The organism is Treponema sp. R6D11, from assembly GCF_054786075.1.
Genome location: NZ_BDHD01000007.1, coordinates 14,997 through 37,660 on the forward strand (window position 1 = coordinate 14,997; position 22,664 = coordinate 37,660).

Here is a 22,664-nt window from a genome sequence, read left to right on the forward strand (position 1 = left end):
TTAATTCCTTTTTTTAACCACGAACCACACGAACCAAAGAGCGAACCAAAGCGAACAACGATAAGCTTCGATGTAAAAGTTCGTGTTGGTTCGTGTGGTTCGTGGTAGACATCTTCTCTCCCTGTTCTCACTTATTCGTGGTAAAATATCTTCATTTAAAATTTAAACGCTAATAATATACTCCCAAAAGTGAACAGACCGCCGGACGCAAATACGTCAAAGGAGTCCCCGGCTTTATCTTTAACTCCGGTTGTGGCTTCTATCCAAGCGTTTTCTGCAAAGTTTAAGGTAGGACCAATAGAAAACTGACTGGCGAAAGTACCGTTAACAGCGTCTTTATGTTGTTTTTTGGAAGCTTTTTTTGTACCATACTCATAAATCTTTTTATCAACTGTTTCCAGTTTAGCTGCGGTAGTCTGAATTTTAGCTCCAACATTCAAAGTAAGTTTATTTGGGACAATTTTATATTGCATGGCAAGACGCAGATCGGGACGTAAAGTAAAAGTGGAAGTTGATTCACTGTCAAGGTGATAGACCAATTTGTTGGAACTATTTAAATCCATTCCGTTTTGTTCTTCGTTGGAAAATGTTAACGGCATATTAAATTTAAACTTTAACGCCAAAGCGTCCTTGCTCCATGAACCGCTGACTGAAGGGGTAAAAGAATTCGATATAAAAGATCTTTCATTATATTTGAAGGAACCTGGACTAAATGTTCCTTTAATTTTTCCAGTCTTGTATTTACCGTCCTCAGTATAACTGTATTCGTTGTCGTAAATATTTAAGGTAAGCACATAGTCAAAATCAGCCGATGCTTTAAAACCGTCTTGATTGTAGAAGGTGTAACCGCCAAGACCAGCCGAAAGAGACGGGTCAAAGTGATTCAACGAGCGGACTATTTCTTCCCCGGTATTACCGTTGACAGCACCAGATGCTTCCCTCTTTTCATAATCGCGAGTGAATACCAAATCAACGGTTACATAGGGTCTGATTCCGTTTCCTGTTAAATCTTTCGCCATTGCCCAGGCAATCTGCGGGGCGATGTACCCCCATTCGACCTGCCAGTTTTTATACAACTGCTCTGAAAATACAATGTTATCATCTTTAAAAAACTGATAGTTGGTACGATAAGTTAGCCTAAAGCCCATATCGGCAACGCCTATTAATATAGCAACATTGTTAACAGGGTTTGATAAGTCGCCGGCGCTAGGAGAAAAAGGGTAGACGTTATATGCTTTGTCGGCGTCGCCGCCTTTTGGTATTGTGTTAGGAACTTCTTCGGTGTAATTGTTTATAGGCGCGTTCGACCACATATTGCCGCTGTAAAATGTTCCTATATATACTTTTCTAATTTTTGTCGCAAAACCGGCAGTCGCGATAGGACCCATCTTTTCGTCATTTAAAAAGGATACAATACCAAACCATTTGTTAAATTTTACTCCGGTATAGGCGTCAGGACGGATAAAATCATCAGCGTTACTGCGGTATCTTCCCTCTGTAGTGGAGCTTTGAGGTGATGTCCAAATACTGGCAGGCAAATTCTGCGCCCATGCTCCAATAGCCGTAATCATTAACATTAATAAAGCAAATGTAAGAGTTTTGTTTTTCATTTACTATCTCCTTTAAATTGATAATAAATACCTTTTTAAAGAAGATAATACGTTTTACGAATTTTTAACAATTTTAACAATTTTCTAACACAATAAAATTAACCAATATTAAATATTTTTCTCAAATGTTTTTAACATTCAGTTTGTATTTTTTTATCAGAAAAACAACAAAGGAGGATATATGTTGTTTAAAAAACTTAAGGAAACAAAAAAATCAAAAAAACAATCGGTATTGCAACTGACCGCCCTTTTTCTTGCGGCGGTTTTTGCAATAGTTATGGTAGCGTGTAATGGACTTGAAGTTGAAGGAACCAATGCAACCGCAGGACAGAGTGGGGCGGTTACAAAAACTCCTGTCTTCGATGATTACGATATTAGTAACAACCTTATACAGACAGTGGGTCATGTTACTGCCGTAACTGTAACAAAAAAAGATAATACAAGGTCACCCGGCGCGGTAACTGTTTATTACACAGGAATCGGTGATACAGATTATGACAAAACTCAGGATCTCCCTGAAGAATTGGGAAGTTACGCCGTAACTTTTGATGTAGCTCCGGCAACCGGCTGGAACGGAGCGCCCGGATTTTCTGCGGGAACTCTCGTCATCGGTGAGCCAATCCCCCAAGCAACAGATTTCGAGTTTCTAAACTCGAATCAGGTGTCAGATGATCTTAAAGTTGTAGAAATAGTACCTAGAGATGGCAAATCAACTGGCGATATCACCATTTATTACAGGGGAATTAATGGTACAAATTACCCCATAAGCACAGTGCGTCCCACAGCGGAAGGAACATATGAAGTAACTTTTGATGTTGCAGAGTCGGATGGATGGAAGGAGGCAACAGGGCTTATAGCCGGAAACCTTAACATTGGCAACCCCAACTATAGCTCCCCTGTCTTAGGTGATTACAATATTAGTAACAACTTTAACCAGACAGTTGGTAATACTACTCCCGTAATTGTAGAAAAGAAAGATAACGACAGGTCACCCGGCGCAGTAACTGTTTATTACACAGGAACCGATGGTACAAACTACGACAAAAGCCAGACTCCCCCCACAGCTGCTGGAACATACAGAGTAACTTTTGACGTAGCTAAGGTAACCGGGGCAAACGGTTGGAATGCGGGCGAATTTGAAGTGGAAACAATACTGACTATCAAAGGTATACCGGTAAAAGACGATTTTAATATTAGCGATAACTTTGAACAATCAGAGGGCAGTGTTACAAAGATAACCGTAACGCCGAGAGACGGCAAATCCCAAGGTACTGTAACGGTTTATTATAATGGTTCAGATGTTCTTCCGACAACAATGGGAACATACATTGTAACTTTTCATGTTGCGGCATCAGGCGTTTGGAACGAGGCAACAATTTCGTCGGTAGGAACATTGACTATCAAAAAATTCCCCGTAGCTCTTGATTACGATATTAGTGACAATTTTATACAAACAGTGGGTAATACTACTCCCGTAATTGTAGAAAAGAAAGATGCTAACAAGTCACCCGGAGCGGTAACTGTTTATTATCAAGGAAGCGGTTCTACAAACTATCCAAAAAGCGATATTTTCCCCACAGCGGTTGGAACCTATTCCGTAACCTTTGATGTTGCGGCATCAGGACTCTGGAACGCGCAAAACGAACTTACCGCTGGAATATTGATTATAAGCCCGGCAAATGAAATCGCTAAAAATTATACCTCAGGACCTGATGGTGTTATTTGGGGTAATTCAGCAACCAATCCCCCGTTAACTTTGGGTTTAACTCCTGGAGATACCACAAGAGATCTAAACCTTAACTGGAATTCATCTACATCAGCTAATAGGACTGCAAAAGTCAGGTTTGTCAAAGGAACATTCACCGCAGGGTACGATTTTATCGAAGTAACAGGAACCGCAACCGGTACAGCGTCGCCCTATGTTCATAAAGTTACAGTAACTAACTACTTTATACCTGGTGAAAGTTACCAGTATTCAGTATCCAGCGATGGGAATAACTGGAGCTATCCGTATTACAATTTTAATGTTCCTGCCGCAACCGGTACTTTTAAGTTTGCCGTAATAACGGATCCACAACTTAACACGAGTTGGGATCAATTTAACAGGTACAGTCCCACTGGCGGCAATACTCCCGCCGCAGGATGGAAACAAGCGGTGGAAAAAGTTGTAGCCGCCGGCGCAAGCTTTATCGCAAGCTGCGGGGATCAAGTTGATACCGCTGGTGATAATACGCAATACACAAACTTATTCGCTCCAGACGGAATTAAGTCGCTTCCTTTTGCTCCGTCAATAGGTAACCACGATACAGATCAGGTTGGTAATAATGTTACATTCTGGAATCGCTATAATTTGCCCAACGAGCAGTCATTCAGCGGAAATAAAGGGCTTGTAGGAGGAAACTATTTTTACCTCTATAACAATATCTTGTTTGTAGTTTTAAACACAGCTCCCTATCCGGTAGCATATAACAACGCTACTTCCAGCGCCGCTGCCGCGCAACCGTACGTTGAGCGATATAATCAAACAATTACAGCGGCGAAAACAGCTCATGCGGGAAAGTACGACTGGCTTATTGTTCAACACCACAAATCCACCGCCAGCGTTGCAGTCCATTTAGCCGACAGGGATATACAATCCTATGTTGAAGCCGGTTTTGAAACGATTATGTCAGAACAAGGAGTTGATTTTGTTATTGCCGGACATGACCATGTATATGCCCGCAGTTATCCTCTGCAAGGGAAGGACAACGGTAAGGTTTCAGTACCGGATAAAACAAAAGGCGGCAACATAGTACACAATCCGGGTAATCCAATCTATTTTACATTTACAACAGCCAGCGGACTAAAATATTACGCGGTAGCCGCGGATCTCTATTTTAGTTATAACACTTCCGGTGTTACCAAAATATATGTAACCAACAATACACAGTATCCGTATCTTGGTGATGTTACAGACGTAAATGGCACTAGCTCCACATTAAAAGGCAGTAGTGATTGGGTAAACGGCAATTTGCCTGTTTCCAACTTGACTTATACTCAGCCTTATATACCCAGTTACACCATTGTTGAAGTTAACGGCAAGAGTATAACATTCAAAACTTATCCAATCGGCACAAAGAGCGGTCAGAACGGTAGTTCTACGCCATATAGCTTCGATGAAACCATTCCGTATGATCAGCTTACTGTAACAAAAGACTAGTTATAGAAAAAAGTAAAGAGCCTTACCGTTTTTGAGCGGTAAGGCAGCATGGAGCAGGAGCGGCGGGTTATTAATCCGTCAGCTCTGCTCCTTTTTTTTGTCTGTTAAAACTTCAACGCAAACATTATGCTCCCAAAAGAGAACAACCCGCCTGGCGCGAATACGTCCACGGCTGCGTCGCCAAAAGCTTTTGTAACACCGGTTGTGGCTTCTACCCAGACGTTTTCTGAAAAGTTAAGGGTAGAACCTACATTAAAACGGCTGATAAATTGAGTGCCAGTGGCGGAGTTTAAAACAGAATCTCTATGTATCTTTTTCTTTCCGGTGATTTCGCCTGAGTTGTCGTAAATATTTTGTTCGATTGTTTCCAAAGTAAGCGTGGTAGCCTGAACTCGCGCGCCTACATTCAATGTAAGCCTGTTTGGAATAATTTTGTATTGCATGGCAAGCCGTATGTCGGGTCGGAATGTAAATGTAGCTGTTGATTCACTCTGCCCTTTATAAAACAGCTTATTATTAGAATCCAGATCCATAGAATTTCTTTCTGTTTCGGAAAATGTTAACGGCAGATTAAGTTTAAATTTAAGCGCCAGAGCGTCCTTGCTCCATGAGCCGCTTAACGAAGGAGTAAGCGAGTTAGATATAAATGACTCTTCAATAAAAGGATTGCTGTTTTCGCTGAATGTTCCTTTGATCCTGCCGATTTTATATTTTCCGTCCTCTACATAACTGTATTCATTGTCGTAAATATTTAAAGTAAGTACATAGTCAAGATCGAACGATCCTTTAAAACCGTCTTTGTTGTAGAATGTATAGCCTCCCAGTCCTACGGAAAGAGACGGATCAAAGCGATTTTTTGAGTACGCTATACTTTCGCCTGAAATAGAATTGCCGGCTTCTTTTGTCTTTTTAAATTCACGGTAAAATACAAGATCAATAGCCGCGTATGGTCTGATTCCATTTTTGGTTAAATCTTTTGCCATTGCCCACGCAATCTGCGGCGCGATATAGCCCTCGTCAATTTGGTAGTCGTTGTACAACTGGTTTGTATTCCCTTTTCTTGCTACAATATCGCTTTCTTTGAACGACTGATAATTGGTACGATAAGTTAATCTTAATCCCATATCGGCAAAGCCGAATAAAAGGGCGACATTGTTACCGGGATCCGCCGAAACGCTGATGGAATTGTAGACATTATAAGTTTTACCTACAACGCCTCCTGTTGGCGGTGTTGCCGGTTCTTCTTCGGTGTAATTGTTAATCTGCATATTTGCCCACATATTGCCGGTATAAAGCGCTCCTATGTACACATTGTCCGTTTTAGTTGCAAAACCAAGGGTTGCAATCATCTCGCCTGCGTTTTCTTCTCCTGCCCATAAAAAAGACGTCATTCCAAACCATTTGTTAAATTTTACGCCGGTATAAGCGTCCGGGCGGATAAAGTCGTCCGCGTTACTGCGAAATCTTCCCTCTGTAGTGGCGCTTTGAGGCGATGTCCAAATACTTGATGCCCATGTATGCTTTGATGTAGCGCCGGGAGCAATAGGAAAGGCGGGCAGATTCTGCGCCCATACTCCAGAAATCGTAATAATTGACAAAAACAACATAAGTGAAAAAATTTTATTTTTCATTTTTTATCTCCTTGCGCCTGATAATAATTATTTATTTTGCACATAACAATTATGTTTACCAACTTTTAACAATCTTAAAAAATATTTAACATATAAGTATTTTATAAAACATACAATTATTATCTAATAACATTAGCGGCTAACCAAAAAATAATGTTTTTCTTGTTTTCACCTAACACTTTGTTTTTATTTTATTGCTATCAAAACAACAAGGAGGATATTATGTTGTTTAAGAAACTTAAGAAGAAATCGGTATTGCAGATAACAGCCGTAATTTTTGCCGTTATTTTTGCAATAGTAGTCGCAGCGTGTCCTGAAAATGAATCGGAAGGGACAAAATCAGCAGGACAGACCCAGGGAGGGCAAACTCTGGAAGAACAGACTTCGGAAGAACAGACACCAGATGAAGAAATTATTGTTGAATCTGAATTAAATTATCTAAGCGGGGGCAATGCTCTTAGTTGGGGAGTTTCCGCTAATGCTAATGTGTTAACTTTGGGTATGACGCCGGGAGATACAACAAAAGAGCTTAAAATTAACTGGTATTCTTCAAGCGGCACGTCAGATAAAGTTGCGCAAGTCAGGTTTGTTAGAGGAACTTTCACTGCGGGAAAAGAATTAATAGAAGTAGACGGAACCGTGGCAACCGCCGGGACGAGCAATATTCAACACAAGGCTACGGTAACAGGGTTACAGCCCGGCGCAAGTTATCAGTATGCGGTGTCCAGCGATGGGACTAACTGGAGCGAAATATACAATTTTGCGGTTCCTGCGCAGACCGGCACTTTTAAATTTGCCGTAGTAGCAGACCCTCAGCTTACCACAGGTAATGTTGATAAAGACAGCCGGTATCCAGCTACCAGCGTTACTACAGCCGCAGGTTGGAAAGAAACGATGGATATTATTGTAACTAAAGGCGTTAGTTTTATTGCAAGCGGAGGAGATCAGGTTGATACTTCCAGTAATGAAACACAATACACAAATTTATTCGCTCCGGACGGAATTAGGAGTCTTCCTTTTGCCCCTGTAGTAGGAAACCACGATACGAATGTTTTGTTTAATTATCATTACAATCTGCCCAATGAACAATACCCAGGAACAAACACAGGTCAGATAGGAAACTATTTTTACCTTTATAACAACATTCTTTTTGTAGTTCTTAATTCCGCATCAAGTCCCGGCAGTAAGAATGCCGCCTCAACATACATAGAATATTATAGAAATACAATTAAGGCGGCGAAAATAGCCCACCCAAAATATGATTGGCTTATTGTTCAGCATCACAAATCAACAGCCAGCGTTGCCGACCATTGCGCCGACACTGATATTCAGTATTATGTAGAAGCCGGTTTTGAAACGCTTATGTCCGAGGAAGATGTTGATTTTGTTCTTGCCGGGCATGACCATGTGTACGCGCGCAGTTATCCGCTAAAAGGCATGGATGACGGCAAAGTCTCCTTACCTGATACAACGCGAGGCGGTCACGAGATAAGTTTTTCTTCAGGTGATACCAAAAACCCAATCTATCTTACTTTTACAACAGGAAGCGGATTGAAATATTATGCGGTAAGCTCTGATCCATATTTTAAATATAACAACAGCCTGTATCAAAAAAACAACGCGAGTTACCCGTATTTAGGCACTGATGCCAATGGTAATGCTACTTTATTCGGCAGTACAAGCTACATGGCAGGTAATTTGCCAGTCTCCAATGCGGCTTTTGTTCAACCTTATATCCCAAGCTACACCATTGTCGAAGTCAACGGCAAGACGATAAAATTCAGCACCTACGCCATAGCCACCAAAAGCGGTCAGGATTCCGGCGCAGATCTTCCTTATAGTTTTAATAAAGATGAACCCTACGATTGGGTTCAGGTAACAAAAACGCCTTAATATTTTAAACCACGAACCATACGAATGTTGGTTCGTGGTTATTATATAGGCATAAAAAAAGACGATGCGCCTGGACGTCAGGGTCGAAACCCTATGCACACCGTCTGATTTTAGAGAGGATTTCCCTCCCGGTAATAATAGTATCGGCTTGGCATAGAGAAGACTTTAATAGTTTTTGTTTTGCGTGGTAGGGTAGTATTTTGAGCAAAAAACAGGTCAAATTTGCCTTTTTTTTGGAAATTTTAGCTTTATTTCAGAGCGTTTAATATTTCTGTGGTAGCGTCAAAATTGAAATCCTTAAGAGCCGCGGCAATATTTTCCAGAGCAGTGTTATTTTGCGCTCCAAAGTCATAGGTAAGCAAATCGTTAATAATATTAAGAGCCGTGTCCCTGTCAAAATCATCAACGGCTGAAATAACTTTTTCTATATTTGTCTTTAAAAAAGCAACATCTCCGTTTTTTTTCTTTGCCTCTTCAACTTTTTTTGGAAAAACGGCGGACAGTTGTTCATTCAAGTTTAATAGCTTTTCTTTGAAAGCCGGAAACCTCTGTGTGCAGAATTCAAGATCATCGTTTTTGGAAGCTGTTTCCAGTCTTAACGCCGTGTCGGATAAATTCATAGCTCCTATAGTGGATAGCCCCGATTTCATTGAGTGCACTAAAATAGAAAACCCTTTTATATCTCTATTATTTAATTTGTCAGACATGGAGTTGCAATCTGGTGCAATCTTTTTGCTGAAAAGTTCCAACGTTTCCTTGTACATGTTTTCTATGCCAGAAACTCTTGAAAGACCAATTTCCGCGTTAATATCGTTTATTTTATTTAAAGCGGAAATAAATTCACTATTTGTTTTTTCTTTATCCTTTTGTGTTTCTTCTTTTTTTATCTGTACTTTATTTGCCGGCAGGCATTCTTTCAGAACCCTGTACATTTCTTGCATATCAATAGGTTTGGAAATAAAGCCGTCGAATCCGTTGGATAAAAACATTTCTTTTGCGCCCTGAACAGCGTTTGCGGTTAAGGCTATAATGGGCAATTTTTTATATTTTTCGTCCATTTTCCTTATTAAGTTTGTTGCTTCAACTCCGTCCATTTCAGGCATCATGTGATCCATAAATACAATGTCATAATCGTTATTTTTTATCAGTTCTATAGCTTCCTTTCCGGAATAAGCCGCTTGCACATTAATCTTGAACAAGCCCAGCAATCCTTCAGCTACCTTTATGTTGAATTCATTGTCGTCTACAACCAGAATTTTGGCATCTGGCGCTAACAGTCCTTGTCCGTCGTCTAAACCTTTCTTTAATTTGACTTCTTCCTTGTTGCCCTCTAAGATAGGAATTATCACAAGGAAAACGCTTCCCTGTTCATATTCGCTGTCAACAATTATTTGTCCACCCATCATTTCCACGAAAGTCTTGCTTATTGAAAGTCCTAATCCTGTTCCTACTATGTTATGACTCTTTTCCGTTTCGAGCCGTTGGAAAGTGTTAAACAGTTTAGGTATGTCTTCTTTGCGAATTCCCATGCCACTGTCTTTTATCTCGAATTTAAGCTTGTTGTCGGCTACGGTAACTTTAAATTTTACAAATCCTTTTTCGGTATATTTAACCGCGTTTCCGCAAATGTTAGTTAACACCTGTTTAAGCCTTACATCGTCGCCATACAGGTAACGAGGCATCTCCCCTTCAGTTTCATATTCGAATCTAAGCCCTTTCTTTTGCGTAACATAACTGAACATTGAATAAATATTATCCAAAAGCACATGAAAATCGTAGTTAACCGGGTTAAGCGTTAATTTACCGGCTTCTATTTTTGACAAATCCAATATGTCGTTGATAATGGAAAGAAGCGAATGAGCTGATATTTTAATATCATGTACAAAACCCATCTGCCGTTTGTTAAGCTGTTCGTAAGCCAGAAGATCCGTCATGCCGATGATGGCGTTCATGGGAGTTCGTATCTCATGGCTCATGTTTGCCAAAAAAGAAGATTTGTGTCTGTTTTGTATCTCTGATCTTTCTCTTGCCGCGTCAACGCGAATCAGGACGAAGATTAAAATTGACGAAAGCGCCGCACCCAATATAACAAGAATTACCGCCATATTGATTACATTCTTATAGTAAGGTCCTTTAGGCGTTACTATGCCCAAAGACCAGCCGTTGGGTAGAATTTTAAAAGTAGCGACGGCGCGTTCGCCTTTAAAAGTTATTAACGGGCGTTCGTTAACTTCTATTCCGTCTTTTATTTCTTTAACAAATATCGAGAAAGGAATATCAGGTTCATACGCGTATCTTCCTACAAAACTCTCATTTGGATGGGCGAGTACAACCATATCTTTACTGATCAGTATTCCGTATTCGTTATTAGTCATAATCGTATTAATGATATATTTTTTAACAGTGTCAATTTGTACCCTTAAACCCACAACACCTAAACGCTTTCCCGCGTTATCAAAAATGCACATAGAATATACAAGCATGGTATCTCCGTAAATAACATCATGATACATTAAAGTTTCCGCAATATTGCCTTTTGCATCAACTGCGTCAATAAACCATGCCCGTTCTTCCGGATTAAAGTCAGCAGGTCTGTCCCAAACAAAACTTTCCATGAAAACATGCCCTTCGGGAAGCGTTTCAAAATACCCTAAAAAGCCGTTAAAACTCAAATAGCTTTGTTTGTTTAAATTCAGATAATTTGATATATCATTGTAATATTCTTGTATTTTTTCCGTGTTATCTCCGTGTAAAATCATGCTTTTCACAGTCCGCGAAAAACTTTCCAGCGCTATTTGCGGTTCAATCAGGTCAGATACAACCTGTGTCTGTACTGTGTTTAAAATATTTTCCGTATTTTGTTTTAAATAGTTATGAACAATATTGCTTGCGGATAAATAACTTAAAATAACCATTAACAAGAACGCGAAAATAGTAAACATTATCTGTATATACAGCGGTCTCTTTGGTGTTATTTTTTTTAACAAGGTATTAATTCCCGACATAAACTTTTTTCCGCCTTTAAAATAAAATTTTAATCTTCTTGCATGGTATACTTGGCAAGTTTGGTAAGAAGCAGCTCTTTATTGATTGGCTTGATTATAAAATCAGCCGCTCCTGCTCTCATCGCTTTTGCTACATTTTCTCTTCTGGAATTGCCCGTCAGGAAAATAATCGGCGCTTTATGCCCGTTTTCCCTTATTTTTGCCGCAAGTTCATACCCGTCCATACCCGGCATTTCTATGTCTAAAAGAAAAAGATTGGTAGTGTTCTTTTCTAGGTACTTAAGCGCGTCTCTGCCGCTTGCTACGCAGGTTACTTTGTATTTGGTATTCTGCAGGGCTGTTTTCAGCATGGTCAGGAAAAACGCCGTATCGTCAACCGCCAGTATTTTATTATCTGACATTGCCGATTCTGTTTTTATAGCGTTTTTTATTATTTCAGCGGCTGAATCGTCTATATCTTGCTCCGCCATCTGAATATCAATGGACAGCATGGACAAGTTTGCTAAAAAGTAGCTTATAAAGGCTTCAAGTTTTTCATATTTTATATTTTCAAGACCGTTAATCTTCTTACGGCAATCCTGCGCCAGTTCATCAGCGTAGATTTTTTCCAATAATTCACAAACAGCCGTAAGGTGTTTTGACAAAGTATCGTAATCCTTGTTTTCCATTGCGGATTTTATATTTTCTTCATGTTCAGGATATGCTTCGACAAAAGAATTCAATAGCCCCGAATAATCTTCAAGACATTTCTCGTCCATTTGCTCTATTTTTTCGGCAAGATTTAACTCCGAGATTTCAAGTAGTCGTACCTTGCTAATCATTCTCTACTTCTCCTTAAAGAAACACCCAAACATCGTATATTTTTATATATACTTGCGAATTTTTGAAAGAAGAACATCTCTGTTGATAGGCTTAATTATGAAATCCGTAGCTCCCGCTTTCATAGCCATAGCGAAATATTCTTTTCTGGCGTTGCCTGTAAGGAAAATAATCGGTTCTTTATGCCCTTTTTCCCTTATTTTTGCCGCAAGTTCAAACCCGTTCATTCCGGGCATTTCTATGTCTAAAAGAAAAATATCTGTTTTGTGCTTTTCAAGAAACTTAAGAGCGTCTCTGCCTGATGTTACGCAGTTTACATGGTATCTTGTATTTTGCAACTTTTTCTTAAGTATGACCAGGAAAAACGCCGTATCGTCAACAGCCAATATTCTTTTATCTGTTTTAGAGCCTTCGTCCGAAGAACCTTTCGTATGTAAAGCCGATGATTTGTCTATTTTGTGCAGGGACATTTGAATATCAAGTGATAACATGGACAAGCTGGATAAAAAGTAACGCATATAGGCTTCGATTTTTTCGGGCTTTGTTTTACCAATCAACTCTATCTGCTTTGAACATTCATCAGCCATTTCATCAGCATAAATTTTTTCCAAAATATTTTTAACTTCCGAAAGTTGTCCCGCTAAAGCTTCGTTATTCTTTGCTTTAAGCGCGGCTTTAATTTTTTCTTCTTGAGCCGGAAAGTTCTCGGTAAAAGTATCCAATAATTTGACATAATTCTTAAATTCCTCATCTTCCATTTGCTCTATTTTTCTGTCTAAATTCAAATCCGCAATGGAAAACAGAATGTCCATGTCAATTATTTTGTTTTTTTCGTCAGGGGAATCCTCTTGCGCGGCAGGCGCGTATGTTTGCTGTTGCGCCTTTTGAATGTCAGTGGATAGCATGGACAAGTTTGTAAGAAAGTAACGCATATAGGCTTCAATTTTCTCCGGCTTTAAAGTGCCAAAAGAATTAATCTGCCTTGTGCAATCCTGCGCCATTTCATCAGCATAAATTTTTTCCAGAATACTGCGAACAGCCGTAAGGTGTTTTGTCAAAGCTTCGTAGTCTCTTAGTACCAGAGCCTCTTTTATTTTTTTTTCATGTGTCGGAAGGTTGTCGGAAAACGAGTTTAATAATTGGACATAATTGTCAAGCTTGCCTTCTTCCATTTGTTCTATTTTTCCGGCGAGGTTTAATTCTGAAATGGCAAGTAATCGTTCCCTGTTATTCATTTTTAATTCTCCTATACATACTTCCGGATTTTAGAAATAAGAATGTCTCTGTTGATTGGTTTAATTATAAAATCCGTCGCTCCGGCTTCCACCGCTTTTGCCAAATGTTCTTTCTTTGCGTTGCCTGTAAGGAAAATAATCGGTTCTTTATGTCCTTTTTCCCTGATTCTTGTCGCAAGTTCAAACCCGTCCATTCCCGGCATTTCTATATCCAAAAGATAAATATCCGCCCCATATTTATCAAGAATTTTAAGCGCTTCTATACCGGATGCCGCACAGGTTATTTTGTATCTGGTATTCTGTAAAGTTTTCTTTAGTATGGTCTGGAAAAATATAGTATCGTCAACAGCTAATACTTTTACATCAGATGAGACTCCTCCCTTAAGATTGTTGTCCGTCAAAGATACGGCATTCATGTCTATTTTTTGCTCCGCCATCTGAATGTTAATGGATAACATGGACAAGCTGGATAAAAAGTAACGCATAAAGGCTTCGATTTTCTCGTGCATTGTGTTGCCAATAGCTTTTATCTGCTTCGCGCATTCCTGCGCCATTTCGTCCGCGTGAATTTTTTCCAATATGTCCCGAACTTCCGAAAGTTGTTTTTTCAAAGCGTCGTAATCTACAGCTTTTAACGCAGTTTTTATTTTTTCCTCTTGCTCAGGATAGTTCTCGGTAAAAGAGTTCAATAATTGGACATAATCATTAAAAGTGTTCTCGTCCATCTTTTCCAATTTTCCGGCAAGCTTCAATTCCGCAATAGCGAGCAGTTTATCCTTGTTAATGGGTTTGGCTTTCTCGGTTGTTTCTTTTTGTTCTTCTTCGGTTTGAGCGGATTCTTCTTTCTGCGGCTCAACTGTTCTGCCGTCAGCTTTTTGAATATCAGCGGCTAACGAAGACAAACTGAATAAAAAATAGTGGCGCATATAAGCGTCAAGTTTCTCGTGTTTTACAGTGCCTAAAGAGGTAATCTGCTTTGCGCAATCCGCCGCCATTTCATCAGCGTGAATTTTTTCCAATATGCCTTTAACGCCCGTAAGATGTTTTGTCAAAGCGTCGTAATTTTTTGCTTCCAGAGCGACCTTTATTCTTCTGTCCTGTTCTGGAAGGTTGTCTGTATATGTATAAAGTAACTGGTTATAATTTTTAAGATCGATCTCATTCATTTTCTCTATTTTACCGGCAAGGTTTAATTCTGAGATCTCAAGCAGTTTTTCCTTGCTAATCATTTATAATTCTCCTTTAATACATTACAATTATACCAAAATATTACTTATTTTACCTATTTTTTATAGAAAATGCAATACAATAGGGCGAATTACCATGTCTCCAAAGGCGTAACCTTGCAGCGGTTTTTTATAAGAAAAACACATGGTTTTGGTAATTTTTTACATTGACAAAAGTACGATAAATGATATACTTTCTTTAGGTTTTCGGTAAATTTCGATTTATCAAAAAACCCAATAAAATAACCCAGAAGGGAGGCCAGCGTATGGCAAAAGTAGAGCTGAAAAGCATTTCTAAAGTGTATGATGGCGGCGTTCGTGCGGTAGACAACGCCAACATCGTAGTCGAAGACAAGGAATTTGTCGTTCTTGTAGGACCGTCCGGTTGCGGTAAGTCAACCACGCTCCGTATGGTCGCCGGTCTTGAGGATATCACCGAAGGTGAGCTCCTCATTGACGGCGAAAAAATGAACGATGTTCCGCCCAAAGACAGGAATATCGCGATGGTATTCCAGAATTACGCCCTTTATCCCCACATGTCAGTCTATGAAAATATGGCGTTCGGTTTAAGGATTAAAAAAGTCCCCAAAGCCGAAATTGACAAGCGCGTGCATGAAGCCGCCCGTATCCTTGACATCGAAAAGTTCCTTGACCGCAAACCCAAGGCTCTTTCCGGCGGTCAGAGACAGCGTGTCGCCGTAGGACGCGCCATTGTCCGTAACCCCAAGGTATTCCTCTTTGACGAGCCTCTTTCCAACCTTGACGCTAAATTGCGCGTACAGATGAGGGCGGAACTTTCCGACCTGCACTTGCGGTTAAACGCCACAATGATCTATGTAACCCACGACCAGGTTGAAGCTATGACCATGGCGAACAAAATCGTTGTTATGAAGGACGGAAAAGTACAGCAGATTGGATCTCCTCTGTTCCTCTATAACTACCCGATTAACAAGTTCGTAGCCGGATTTATCGGCTCTCCGCCCATGAACTTCCTTGCCGTAAAAGTGCGCGAAGAGGGCAGTTCAATCATTTTAGACGAAGGCTCTTTTAAAATTAAAGCTGATCCGTCTCATATTGAACACCTTAAAAAATACATCGGAAAAGACGTATTCTTCGGTATTCGCCCGGAAGATATGACCTACGAGGAAAAAGAAGGCAACAACACCATGACCGTTAAGGTAACTGTAGTTGAGCCCTTAGGAGCGGACATTCACCTGTGGCTTACAACCGAAACCCAGCCGTTAGTCGCCCGTACGGAGCCTAACCATGTGTTTAAGGTTGGAGACACTGTAGTCTTCACCCCAAGAATGGAAAAAGCCCGCTACTTTGACAAAGAAACAGAATTGGCAATTATCCCTTCCCCGGAGTGAGATTCGCTTTAAATTAATGAAAAAGGACTGTCTTTATGACAGTCCTTTTTTTATAGGTTTTATTTGTCTTATTTAACAGCCTTGCGGAAACCTTCTGACAAATTGTTGTCGCCGATGTTGCCTATGATTCCGCCGCCTTGGTTGCGGTACTTTCCGGGGCTTATACCGGTGTATGCCTTGAATTTCTTTGAAAACCAGCTCTGATCCTCAAAGCAGCAACAGGCGGCAATCTCGCTTAGGGACATATCTGTTTCGAGTAACAAGTGGCTTGCCTTTTCAACCCTCAATCTGTTCAGGTATTTTGACAGATTTTCTCCCATTTCTTCTTTAAAGATTGTGCTGAAATAAGGGGGAGAAAGACCGGCTACCGCCGATATTTCTTTAAGGCTTATTTTCCTTGTAAAGTTTTCCAGAATAAAGTTTTCAGCCTTTCGAAGAGACGCGGCATGGGGTATTCCGCGGTAAGAAGAAATGGTGCTTGATATGCGATCCACAAGATTATGTAAAATGTCGGTTAATTCCTCTATGGATTTTGCTTCCTGAACCAATTTAAGGTTTTGGTTATTGATTTCCATAGAAAGTAGACCGTTCTTTTCTGGACTTATTTCCACTCTGGAAATAAGCACAACCAGCTCAATTACCCTTAATTGAATGTGTTTAAATTGTCCGGGATTTGTAAAGAACAACATTGCAAGCAATTCATTAAGCGTTTTTTTCGCTTCGCCTGAGTCGCCCTTGCGTAAGGCTGATAAAAGAATTTTTTCTTTTTCCAGCGGATAACTCGGTTTCTCGCTGTTTGCCGGATATTGCTGTTTTAAAGTATCAATAATCTTGGAAATAATTTCCTGTTGTTGGGCTCTTCTTTTTATTGTCTCGTGGTAATCTTCGCTTCCCGATGACAGAGACTCGGTGCATAACTGCATCATTTCCGCAAGAGATTGTACTTTGTCCCCATCAGCTTCAGGTAATGAGTTAATTCTTTCTTTCATTTCATTATTCGATATTTCATCATTGCACATAACAAAAGTATCATTGGTATTTGCAAAAAAGTCAACAGTTTTTTTGTTTTCTCCTAAAAAACCTGATCCCCTAATAGCCCCTGAAAAAACGCCTTCAGTATATATAGGACTAACCCAAAAAAGCAAACCTAAATCGCATTGATAAACATGGCATTTGCCTTTATTACTCGCTTCTACTATAGAATTAATATGCATTTCATGGCAAGGTAAGGCGTCTTTTTTGCCTTTATCATGGCGGAATTTACTGCAATATGGGCAAATTTCTCTTTCCGGGGCGTGTTCAACCCCAAAGTGTTCAGGAAATTGCTGTTTATGTTCTTTAGTATAAATACATATACTGCTTCCCGTCGCCTGATTGTAATCATACATGATTCTTTCGGCTTTCTCTGTTAAATTATTATCTTCACTATGTAGTAGTTTAGTATCTTTCATTATAATCCCCCTTAATCCATAATATTCCCATCTGCGATAATACCTCGTTCACGGTATTTCCCCGGAGTTAACCCTGTAACATTCTTAAATATTTTTGAAAACCAGCTTTGATCTTCAAAACCGCATGCAAAAGTAATTTCGCTTATAGGCAGGGTTGTCGTTACAAGCATGGCGGCGGCTTTTTCAACTCTAAGACGGTTAAGGTAGTTTGAAAGATTTTCCCCCATCTCTTCTTTAAAAACCATGCTCAAATACGGAGCGGAAAGCCCGGAAGCGTTGGCGATTTCCTTTAAGCTGAGTTTTCTTGTGTAATTTTTCCAAATATAGCGTTCCGCTTTTTTTAACGCCGAGAAATGCCGTACTCCATGAAAAGAAAAAATCATACCAGACATTCTGTCCGTAATAGCCGAAAGAATGGCTCTTATTTCCTCAAAAGTCGCGCATTCTTCTATCTTTTTCATGCATCTGTTTGTATTTTCAAGAGATGTATTGTCCATTATATCTTTTGGATCGGACACGGCTCTTGAAAGTAATACCGCCAATTCCAGAGCTTTTAGACGGAAAGCCGTAAAATTCCCCCTTACTTCCGTGTAAAGAATATCTAAAAGTTTTTCAAGAATTTTCTGCCCTTCTTCTTTGTCTCCTCGTCGAAGACAGGCAAAAAGCATTCGTTCCGTATCAAGCCGACAGGCGTATTTTTCGATATTTTGTTTTTCCTGACTTGTTAGCGGAACATCGGCGTTATCGGTATTTATAGACGTTATATTTTTTTGGAGCGGGTTAATGTGCGACAGATGATTAGCGCATAAAAGCATGATTTTGGCAAGCGATTTAATTTTGCCGTTATTTTCTTCCAACCCTTTTATTCCGCCCGAAAAAAGCGCTCCTGCAAGTCTTTCGCCGGAATAAAACGGACTTGTCCAAAAAGCGAGTTTTTTAAGGCATAAATAGATATAAGATCCGCCCGATTGTCTTGCTTTATTTACAGCTTCCATATGAAGATAAGCGCACTTTTCTTTAAAATCCGCTCTTGTTTTTTCATTACAATTACTGCAAATCAGGTTAGGATCTATTGATTCGGGATCCATTACAAAAGCGCGGCAATTAGACGCTTTCTCGTAATAATTAACAATTTTGTTTGCTTTTACCAGCAACGGATCTAACTCCCTTCTTTGTATTAAATTTAGTCCAAACATATTTTGTTCTCCTACTAATAAATAAATCTAAGATAACGAGTGGAACAAAATACACCCTTTATGTAAAAATATCAAAGAAAATGAACTAAATATTGTCTTTTTTTTTAGTATGTAGAATTATTAACGGGAAATGTTTATACTGTTAGTAATATGGTTAAAATTTGGTTAAACTATGGACTTGAAAATTAATTTAAATGAAACTCTGAATAAGATGATTCTTTCCGCTTCCGGTTGGAGAGGTGTTTTTTCCGACGGAGAAGAAAGTAAGAGCGAGAAAATTTCTAAAGCGCATAATATTATTTGCGCCTGCGCCGCTTTTGTTTTTGCCGAGTATTTGGACTGCGGCTGTGATTCTTGCGCGCCTACTGTTTTGCTTGGCTCCGATACTCGTCCAACAGGAAAAGCTATAGTCGACGCGATGATTCCCATTCTTATGGCGCGAGGTTGTGAAGTAAAGTATGCCGGTATAACAGCCGCGCCTGAAATTATGGCATGGGCAAGAAGTCTTGCTAGAGCAAAGACAGGATTTATTTATATTTCCGCTAGTCATAATCCTGTTGGACACAACGGAATTAAATTCGGACTTACCGACGGCGGAGTATTGCCCGCTGAAGAATCGGCTAAACTTGTCGCCGCTTTTCATAAATTTTTGGAAAGAGAAGATTGCATCGAAAAAATAGAAGAGCTTTCTTTGGCAGTTGCTCCGCCGCAGCTTGAAAAAATATTTGCGGACGAAAAAACCAACAAAGACATTGCCAAGAAAGCATATTACGATTTTTGCGGCGATGTAGTATGGGGCGCAAACAAAGATGTTCCTGTATCGGCAAAAGAAGGGCTTGTAAAAAAGCCTCTTGGAATAGTCTGCGATTTTAACGGCAGCGCCCGTACAGTGTCCATAGACAGGGAGCTTTTTACAGACCTTGGCATTAAATTTGAATGTATCAACGATAAACCAGGTCAGATTGCCCACCGCATAGTGCCTGAAGGCGAATCCCTTATTCCCTGTTGTAAATTACTGGAAGACGCTCATAAACGAGATGTGTCATTTGTTCTTGGGTATGTTCCTGACTGCGACGGCGACAGGGGAAACCTTGTTATTTGGGATAACGCGGTCGGCAAAGCTCGCGCTTTGGAAGCGCAGGAAGTATTCGCCCTTGCCTGCGTTGCGGAATTTTCCCAACTTGTTTGGACGGGTGAGTATATTCCAGGCGGTTCCGTAATGTCCGCCGTAGCTATAAACGATCCTACCTCAATGCGGGTAGACAGAATAGCCAAAGCCTTTGGGATTTCTGTCTTTCGCGCCGAAGTGGGGGAGGCTAATGTTGTTACTCTTGCGCGTAAATTGCGCGAAGAAGGTTATATTGTGCGTATTTTGGGCGAAGGTTCGGCAGGCGGTAACATAACCCACCCCTCGGCGGTTAGAGACCCTGTTAACACTATTCTTGCCGTCGCCAAAATGTTATCTGTAAATTCCGTAAATGAGCGGAAAGGTCTTTTTGAGATTTGGTGTAATTATTCAAAGCAAGTTGAAAAATACCGCGAAGATTTTACACTTGCGGATATTATCGCGAGTCTTCCGCCGTTTGTGACCACTGCCGCATACAACAAAGACGCCGTTATGCAAATAAAAACCCATGACCACGCCGAATTAAAAGACAAATACCAAAAAGTTTTTTTGCGGGAGTGGGAAGAGCAAAAGGGTGTATTAAAGGAGCGTTTTGGCATTTGTGGTTGGGAAGCAATCGCATATAACGGAACGGCGGAGAGGAGAAATCTGACCCGCTTTGGAGAAGCCGGAAGGGGAGGGCTTAAAGTTCTATTTTTTGACGGAGAGGGAACAGAAACGGCGTATATTTGGATGAGGGGCTCACACACAGAGCCTGTTTTCCGTATCATGGCAGACGCGTCTGGAACAGATGCAGGCGTTGAACGGTTCTTGCTTGATTGGCAAAGAAAGATGATAATGATAGCAGATAAATAGGAGTGAATTATGGGCGTACGGGGCGAGTTATTTTCCAGCAGAGTTATTCTGCCTAACAGGACATATTTTTTTAATGTTAAAGAGAATCGCATGGGCGATTTATACCTTAACATTGTGGAGAGCAAGAACCGAGATAACGGCGGCTTTGACAGGCAGTCTGTAATACTGTTTGCCGATGATTTGCAGGCGTTTCTTGGCGGTTTTGAAGAATCTCTTAAAGTGATGGAAAAAGCGGTACGCGAGAAAAAACATTCAGGTTCAGCGAAGCGCGAAGGCGGTAGACGTGAGGGTGGCAAGCGTGATGGTGAAAGACGTGTCGTGGTAAGACAAAAAAAAGAAAATAAACCCACGAACTACACGAACAGGGAGCGAACGAAGAAAGATTATCGTGGTTTTCACGAGAAGCCAACGGACAAGAATTCTTAATTTATTACACGCAAACGTATCTGCTAACGAAATACCCTAGTGTACCTTGCCATGCAGGATACACTAGTTTTTATAAACAAGATACGGGAGTATCAGGCGAAAGGATTAACGCTTGAAGAATTGATAGACCCTGTGATAGAATATTGTATAAAGAACAACATACTGAAGGACTTTTTGAAAGCTCACGCTTCGGAGGTGGTAAATATGATTTTTGGTGAATACAATCGGGAAATGGATATTGCTGTAAATCGCAGGGAAGCTATGGAAGAAGGTATGGAAAAAGAAAAGCTAATAATCGCGAGAAATTTGCTTGAAAAAGTGGTGTCAGATACCAATTGCGTTGCCTTCGCTTGTGCAAGCGATAAAAGCAAATGTAATAACTGCAAGCGTTATGATAAAAAGTTTTGTCGTTTTCATTTTTGTTTCTCCTCTTTTATTAACCTACCCCACATATAGCGGTGGTCGGCTTTATTACGACACTACAAAAAAGTGGTGTCAGACACCCTGCGTGTCCAATTAGTGGCTTTTACCGTTACTCGGCGTTACTCATTGGGAATAAGACCCAATTCTGGAGCAACATAATCACGTAAATAATTACGAATTTCTAAAGACGTGGCATTCATATTGATATAAATAACTCGTTTTGCTCCGTCTTGGTCAAAACTATTCACATCGTCCACTATACGATATTCTTTAACCTTATTTTTCATCCACAACTTTTCTGAGGACGGCACTGCACCATATCCGGTTGCTATATTACCTGACGCCGTTTGTGCTTGTGCGTCAGTAACTCCTTCCGTTTGCCAAATTGGTATTTGGGCGTTGGTGTCAATTTCCGTTATGTATCCACGAGGGGATACTTCGCAAGTGCAATCTGTTCCTCCGCAATCGCAAGGCAGGTAGTGTTTTTCCTCTGGATCACAGTTGCAGAGCGGCAATTTCGCAATGGGGCGTGTGCCGTTAATTGCTCCGCACGTTTTGCATGTTTCTGTCTCCACTCCTTCCGCTTCGGTTGTTGCGGCTGTGGTTACTACCCATTCCCATTCGTGAACATGTGTCGGCGGATCGTTCCCTTTATCGTTGCAAGCGATAAAAGCAAATGTAATAACTGCAAGCGTTATGATAAAAAGTTTTGTCGTTTTCATTTTTGTTTCTCCTCTTTTATTAACCTACCCCACATATAGCGGTGGTCGGCTTTATTACGACACTACAAAAAAGTGGTGTCAGACACCCTGCGTGTCCATTGCCATTACTTGTTTCATGGGTAAGTATATGCTTCCTCTTCAATACATGCCCAAATTGCAGGTTGAAGATCGACTGTATCCAATGCGTTTGTTTTAAGATACAGCGTAGTATAATCATTTTCTTTCACTTCACAGTCATAGGTTGCGGTTTTTGACAAGACTGCTGTTGCAACTCTGTTGTCTGCAAACATAACGACAAAAAATGATTTGTTCACATTATTAAAATTCGGTAAAGTCAAGTCTTTATTATACCCACGCATAATTGCCGTTACGACTTTGGCGACATCAGTTGCCCAATCTGCGTCAGTGTATAGGTCAAAACTTTTAACGGTTACTGTGCAGGGTTTTTCTGCTGTGCCGAAAGACAGGTTGCGTGGT

16 protein-coding genes are annotated in these 22,664 nt (G+C 40.3%); 6 read left to right on the plus strand and 10 right to left on the minus strand.

What is annotated here, in order from left to right:
• Window positions 1-155 precede the first annotated feature (155 nt).
• On the minus strand, window positions 156-1,610 hold the full coding sequence (locus ACYVTD_RS01835; protein ID WP_461246075.1) for a TDE2508 family outer membrane beta-barrel protein: 1,455 nt from the start codon (window positions 1,608-1,610) through the stop codon (window positions 156-158).
• Window positions 1,611-1,791: 181 nt separating this feature from the next.
• Between ACYVTD_RS01835 and ACYVTD_RS01840 the strand changes: the two genes are divergently transcribed.
• Complete coding sequence (locus ACYVTD_RS01840) at window positions 1,792-4,809, plus strand: purple acid phosphatase family protein (protein ID WP_461246076.1); 3,018 nt, start codon at window positions 1,792-1,794, stop codon at window positions 4,807-4,809.
• 104 nt (window positions 4,810-4,913) lie between these two features.
• Here ACYVTD_RS01840 and ACYVTD_RS01845 read toward each other — a convergent pair whose 3' ends face one another.
• Entirely contained in the window at window positions 4,914-6,440 is a 1,527-nt protein-coding gene (locus ACYVTD_RS01845) for a TDE2508 family outer membrane beta-barrel protein (protein WP_461246077.1), read from the minus strand.
• 222 nt (window positions 6,441-6,662) lie between these two features.
• Here ACYVTD_RS01845 and ACYVTD_RS01850 point away from each other — a divergent pair, with 222 nt between their 5' ends.
• A complete protein-coding gene (locus ACYVTD_RS01850) occupies window positions 6,663-8,333 on the plus strand; it encodes a purple acid phosphatase family protein (protein WP_461246078.1) in 1,671 nt (556 codons plus the stop codon).
• A gap of 248 nt (window positions 8,334-8,581) precedes the next feature.
• Here ACYVTD_RS01850 and ACYVTD_RS01855 read toward each other — a convergent pair whose 3' ends face one another.
• From ACYVTD_RS01855 to ACYVTD_RS01870, 4 genes are read right to left on the minus strand one after another with little or no spacing between them, the layout of a single operon-like run.
• Entirely contained in the window at window positions 8,582-11,338 is a 2,757-nt protein-coding gene (locus tag ACYVTD_RS01855; RefSeq protein WP_461246079.1) for a hybrid sensor histidine kinase/response regulator, read from the minus strand.
• 29 nt (window positions 11,339-11,367) lie between these two features.
• The gene (locus ACYVTD_RS01860) at window positions 11,368-12,159 is read right to left on the minus strand and encodes a response regulator (protein WP_461246080.1); all 792 of its coding nucleotides are present in this window, start codon (window positions 12,157-12,159) and stop codon (window positions 11,368-11,370) included.
• 42 nt (window positions 12,160-12,201) lie between these two features.
• Window positions 12,202-13,392, minus strand: a complete 1,191-nt coding sequence (locus ACYVTD_RS01865; RefSeq protein ID WP_461246081.1) for a response regulator — start codon at window positions 13,390-13,392, stop codon at window positions 12,202-12,204.
• 11 nt (window positions 13,393-13,403) lie between these two features.
• On the minus strand, window positions 13,404-14,621 hold the full coding sequence (locus ACYVTD_RS01870) for a response regulator (protein WP_461246082.1): 1,218 nt from the start codon (window positions 14,619-14,621) through the stop codon (window positions 13,404-13,406).
• Window positions 14,622-14,884: 263 nt separating this feature from the next.
• Between ACYVTD_RS01870 and ACYVTD_RS01875 the strand changes: the two genes are divergently transcribed.
• Window positions 14,885-15,988: an ABC transporter ATP-binding protein gene (locus ACYVTD_RS01875; RefSeq protein WP_461246083.1), complete on the plus strand. Its 1,104-nt coding sequence runs from the start codon at window positions 14,885-14,887 to the stop codon at window positions 15,986-15,988.
• A gap of 68 nt (window positions 15,989-16,056) precedes the next feature.
• Here the strand turns inward: ACYVTD_RS01875 and ACYVTD_RS01880 are convergent, their stop codons facing one another.
• Entirely contained in the window at window positions 16,057-17,439 is a 1,383-nt protein-coding gene (locus ACYVTD_RS01880) for a helix-turn-helix domain-containing protein (RefSeq protein ID WP_461246084.1), read from the minus strand.
• A gap of 11 nt (window positions 17,440-17,450) precedes the next feature.
• Window positions 17,451-18,635, minus strand: coding sequence for a helix-turn-helix domain-containing protein (locus ACYVTD_RS01885; protein WP_461246085.1), 1,185 nt, complete (start codon window positions 18,633-18,635; stop codon window positions 17,451-17,453).
• Between the two features lie 178 nt (window positions 18,636-18,813).
• Here ACYVTD_RS01885 and ACYVTD_RS01890 point away from each other — a divergent pair, with 178 nt between their 5' ends.
• From ACYVTD_RS01890 to ACYVTD_RS01900, 3 genes are read left to right on the plus strand one after another with little or no spacing between them, the layout of a single operon-like run.
• Window positions 18,814-20,616 (plus strand): phosphatidylglycerol lysyltransferase, encoded by a 1,803-nt coding sequence (locus ACYVTD_RS01890; RefSeq protein WP_461246086.1) that lies wholly within the window; start codon window positions 18,814-18,816, stop codon window positions 20,614-20,616.
• A 9-nt stretch (window positions 20,617-20,625) separates the two neighbouring features.
• On the plus strand, window positions 20,626-21,042 hold the full coding sequence (locus ACYVTD_RS01895) for a DUF3276 family protein (protein WP_461246087.1): 417 nt from the start codon (window positions 20,626-20,628) through the stop codon (window positions 21,040-21,042).
• Window positions 21,043-21,093: 51 nt separating this feature from the next.
• Window positions 21,094-21,498, plus strand: a complete 405-nt coding sequence (locus tag ACYVTD_RS01900; RefSeq protein WP_461246088.1) for a hypothetical protein — start codon at window positions 21,094-21,096, stop codon at window positions 21,496-21,498.
• Window positions 21,499-21,584: 86 nt separating this feature from the next.
• On the opposite strand, the gene ACYVTD_RS01905 is transcribed toward ACYVTD_RS01900, so the two are convergent.
• Window positions 21,585-22,187: a hypothetical protein gene (locus tag ACYVTD_RS01905; protein WP_461246089.1), complete on the minus strand. Its 603-nt coding sequence runs from the start codon at window positions 22,185-22,187 to the stop codon at window positions 21,585-21,587.
• 113 nt (window positions 22,188-22,300) lie between these two features.
• The coding region (locus ACYVTD_RS01910; protein WP_461246090.1) for a hypothetical protein at window positions 22,301-22,664 on the minus strand (364 nt) is incomplete at its 5' end.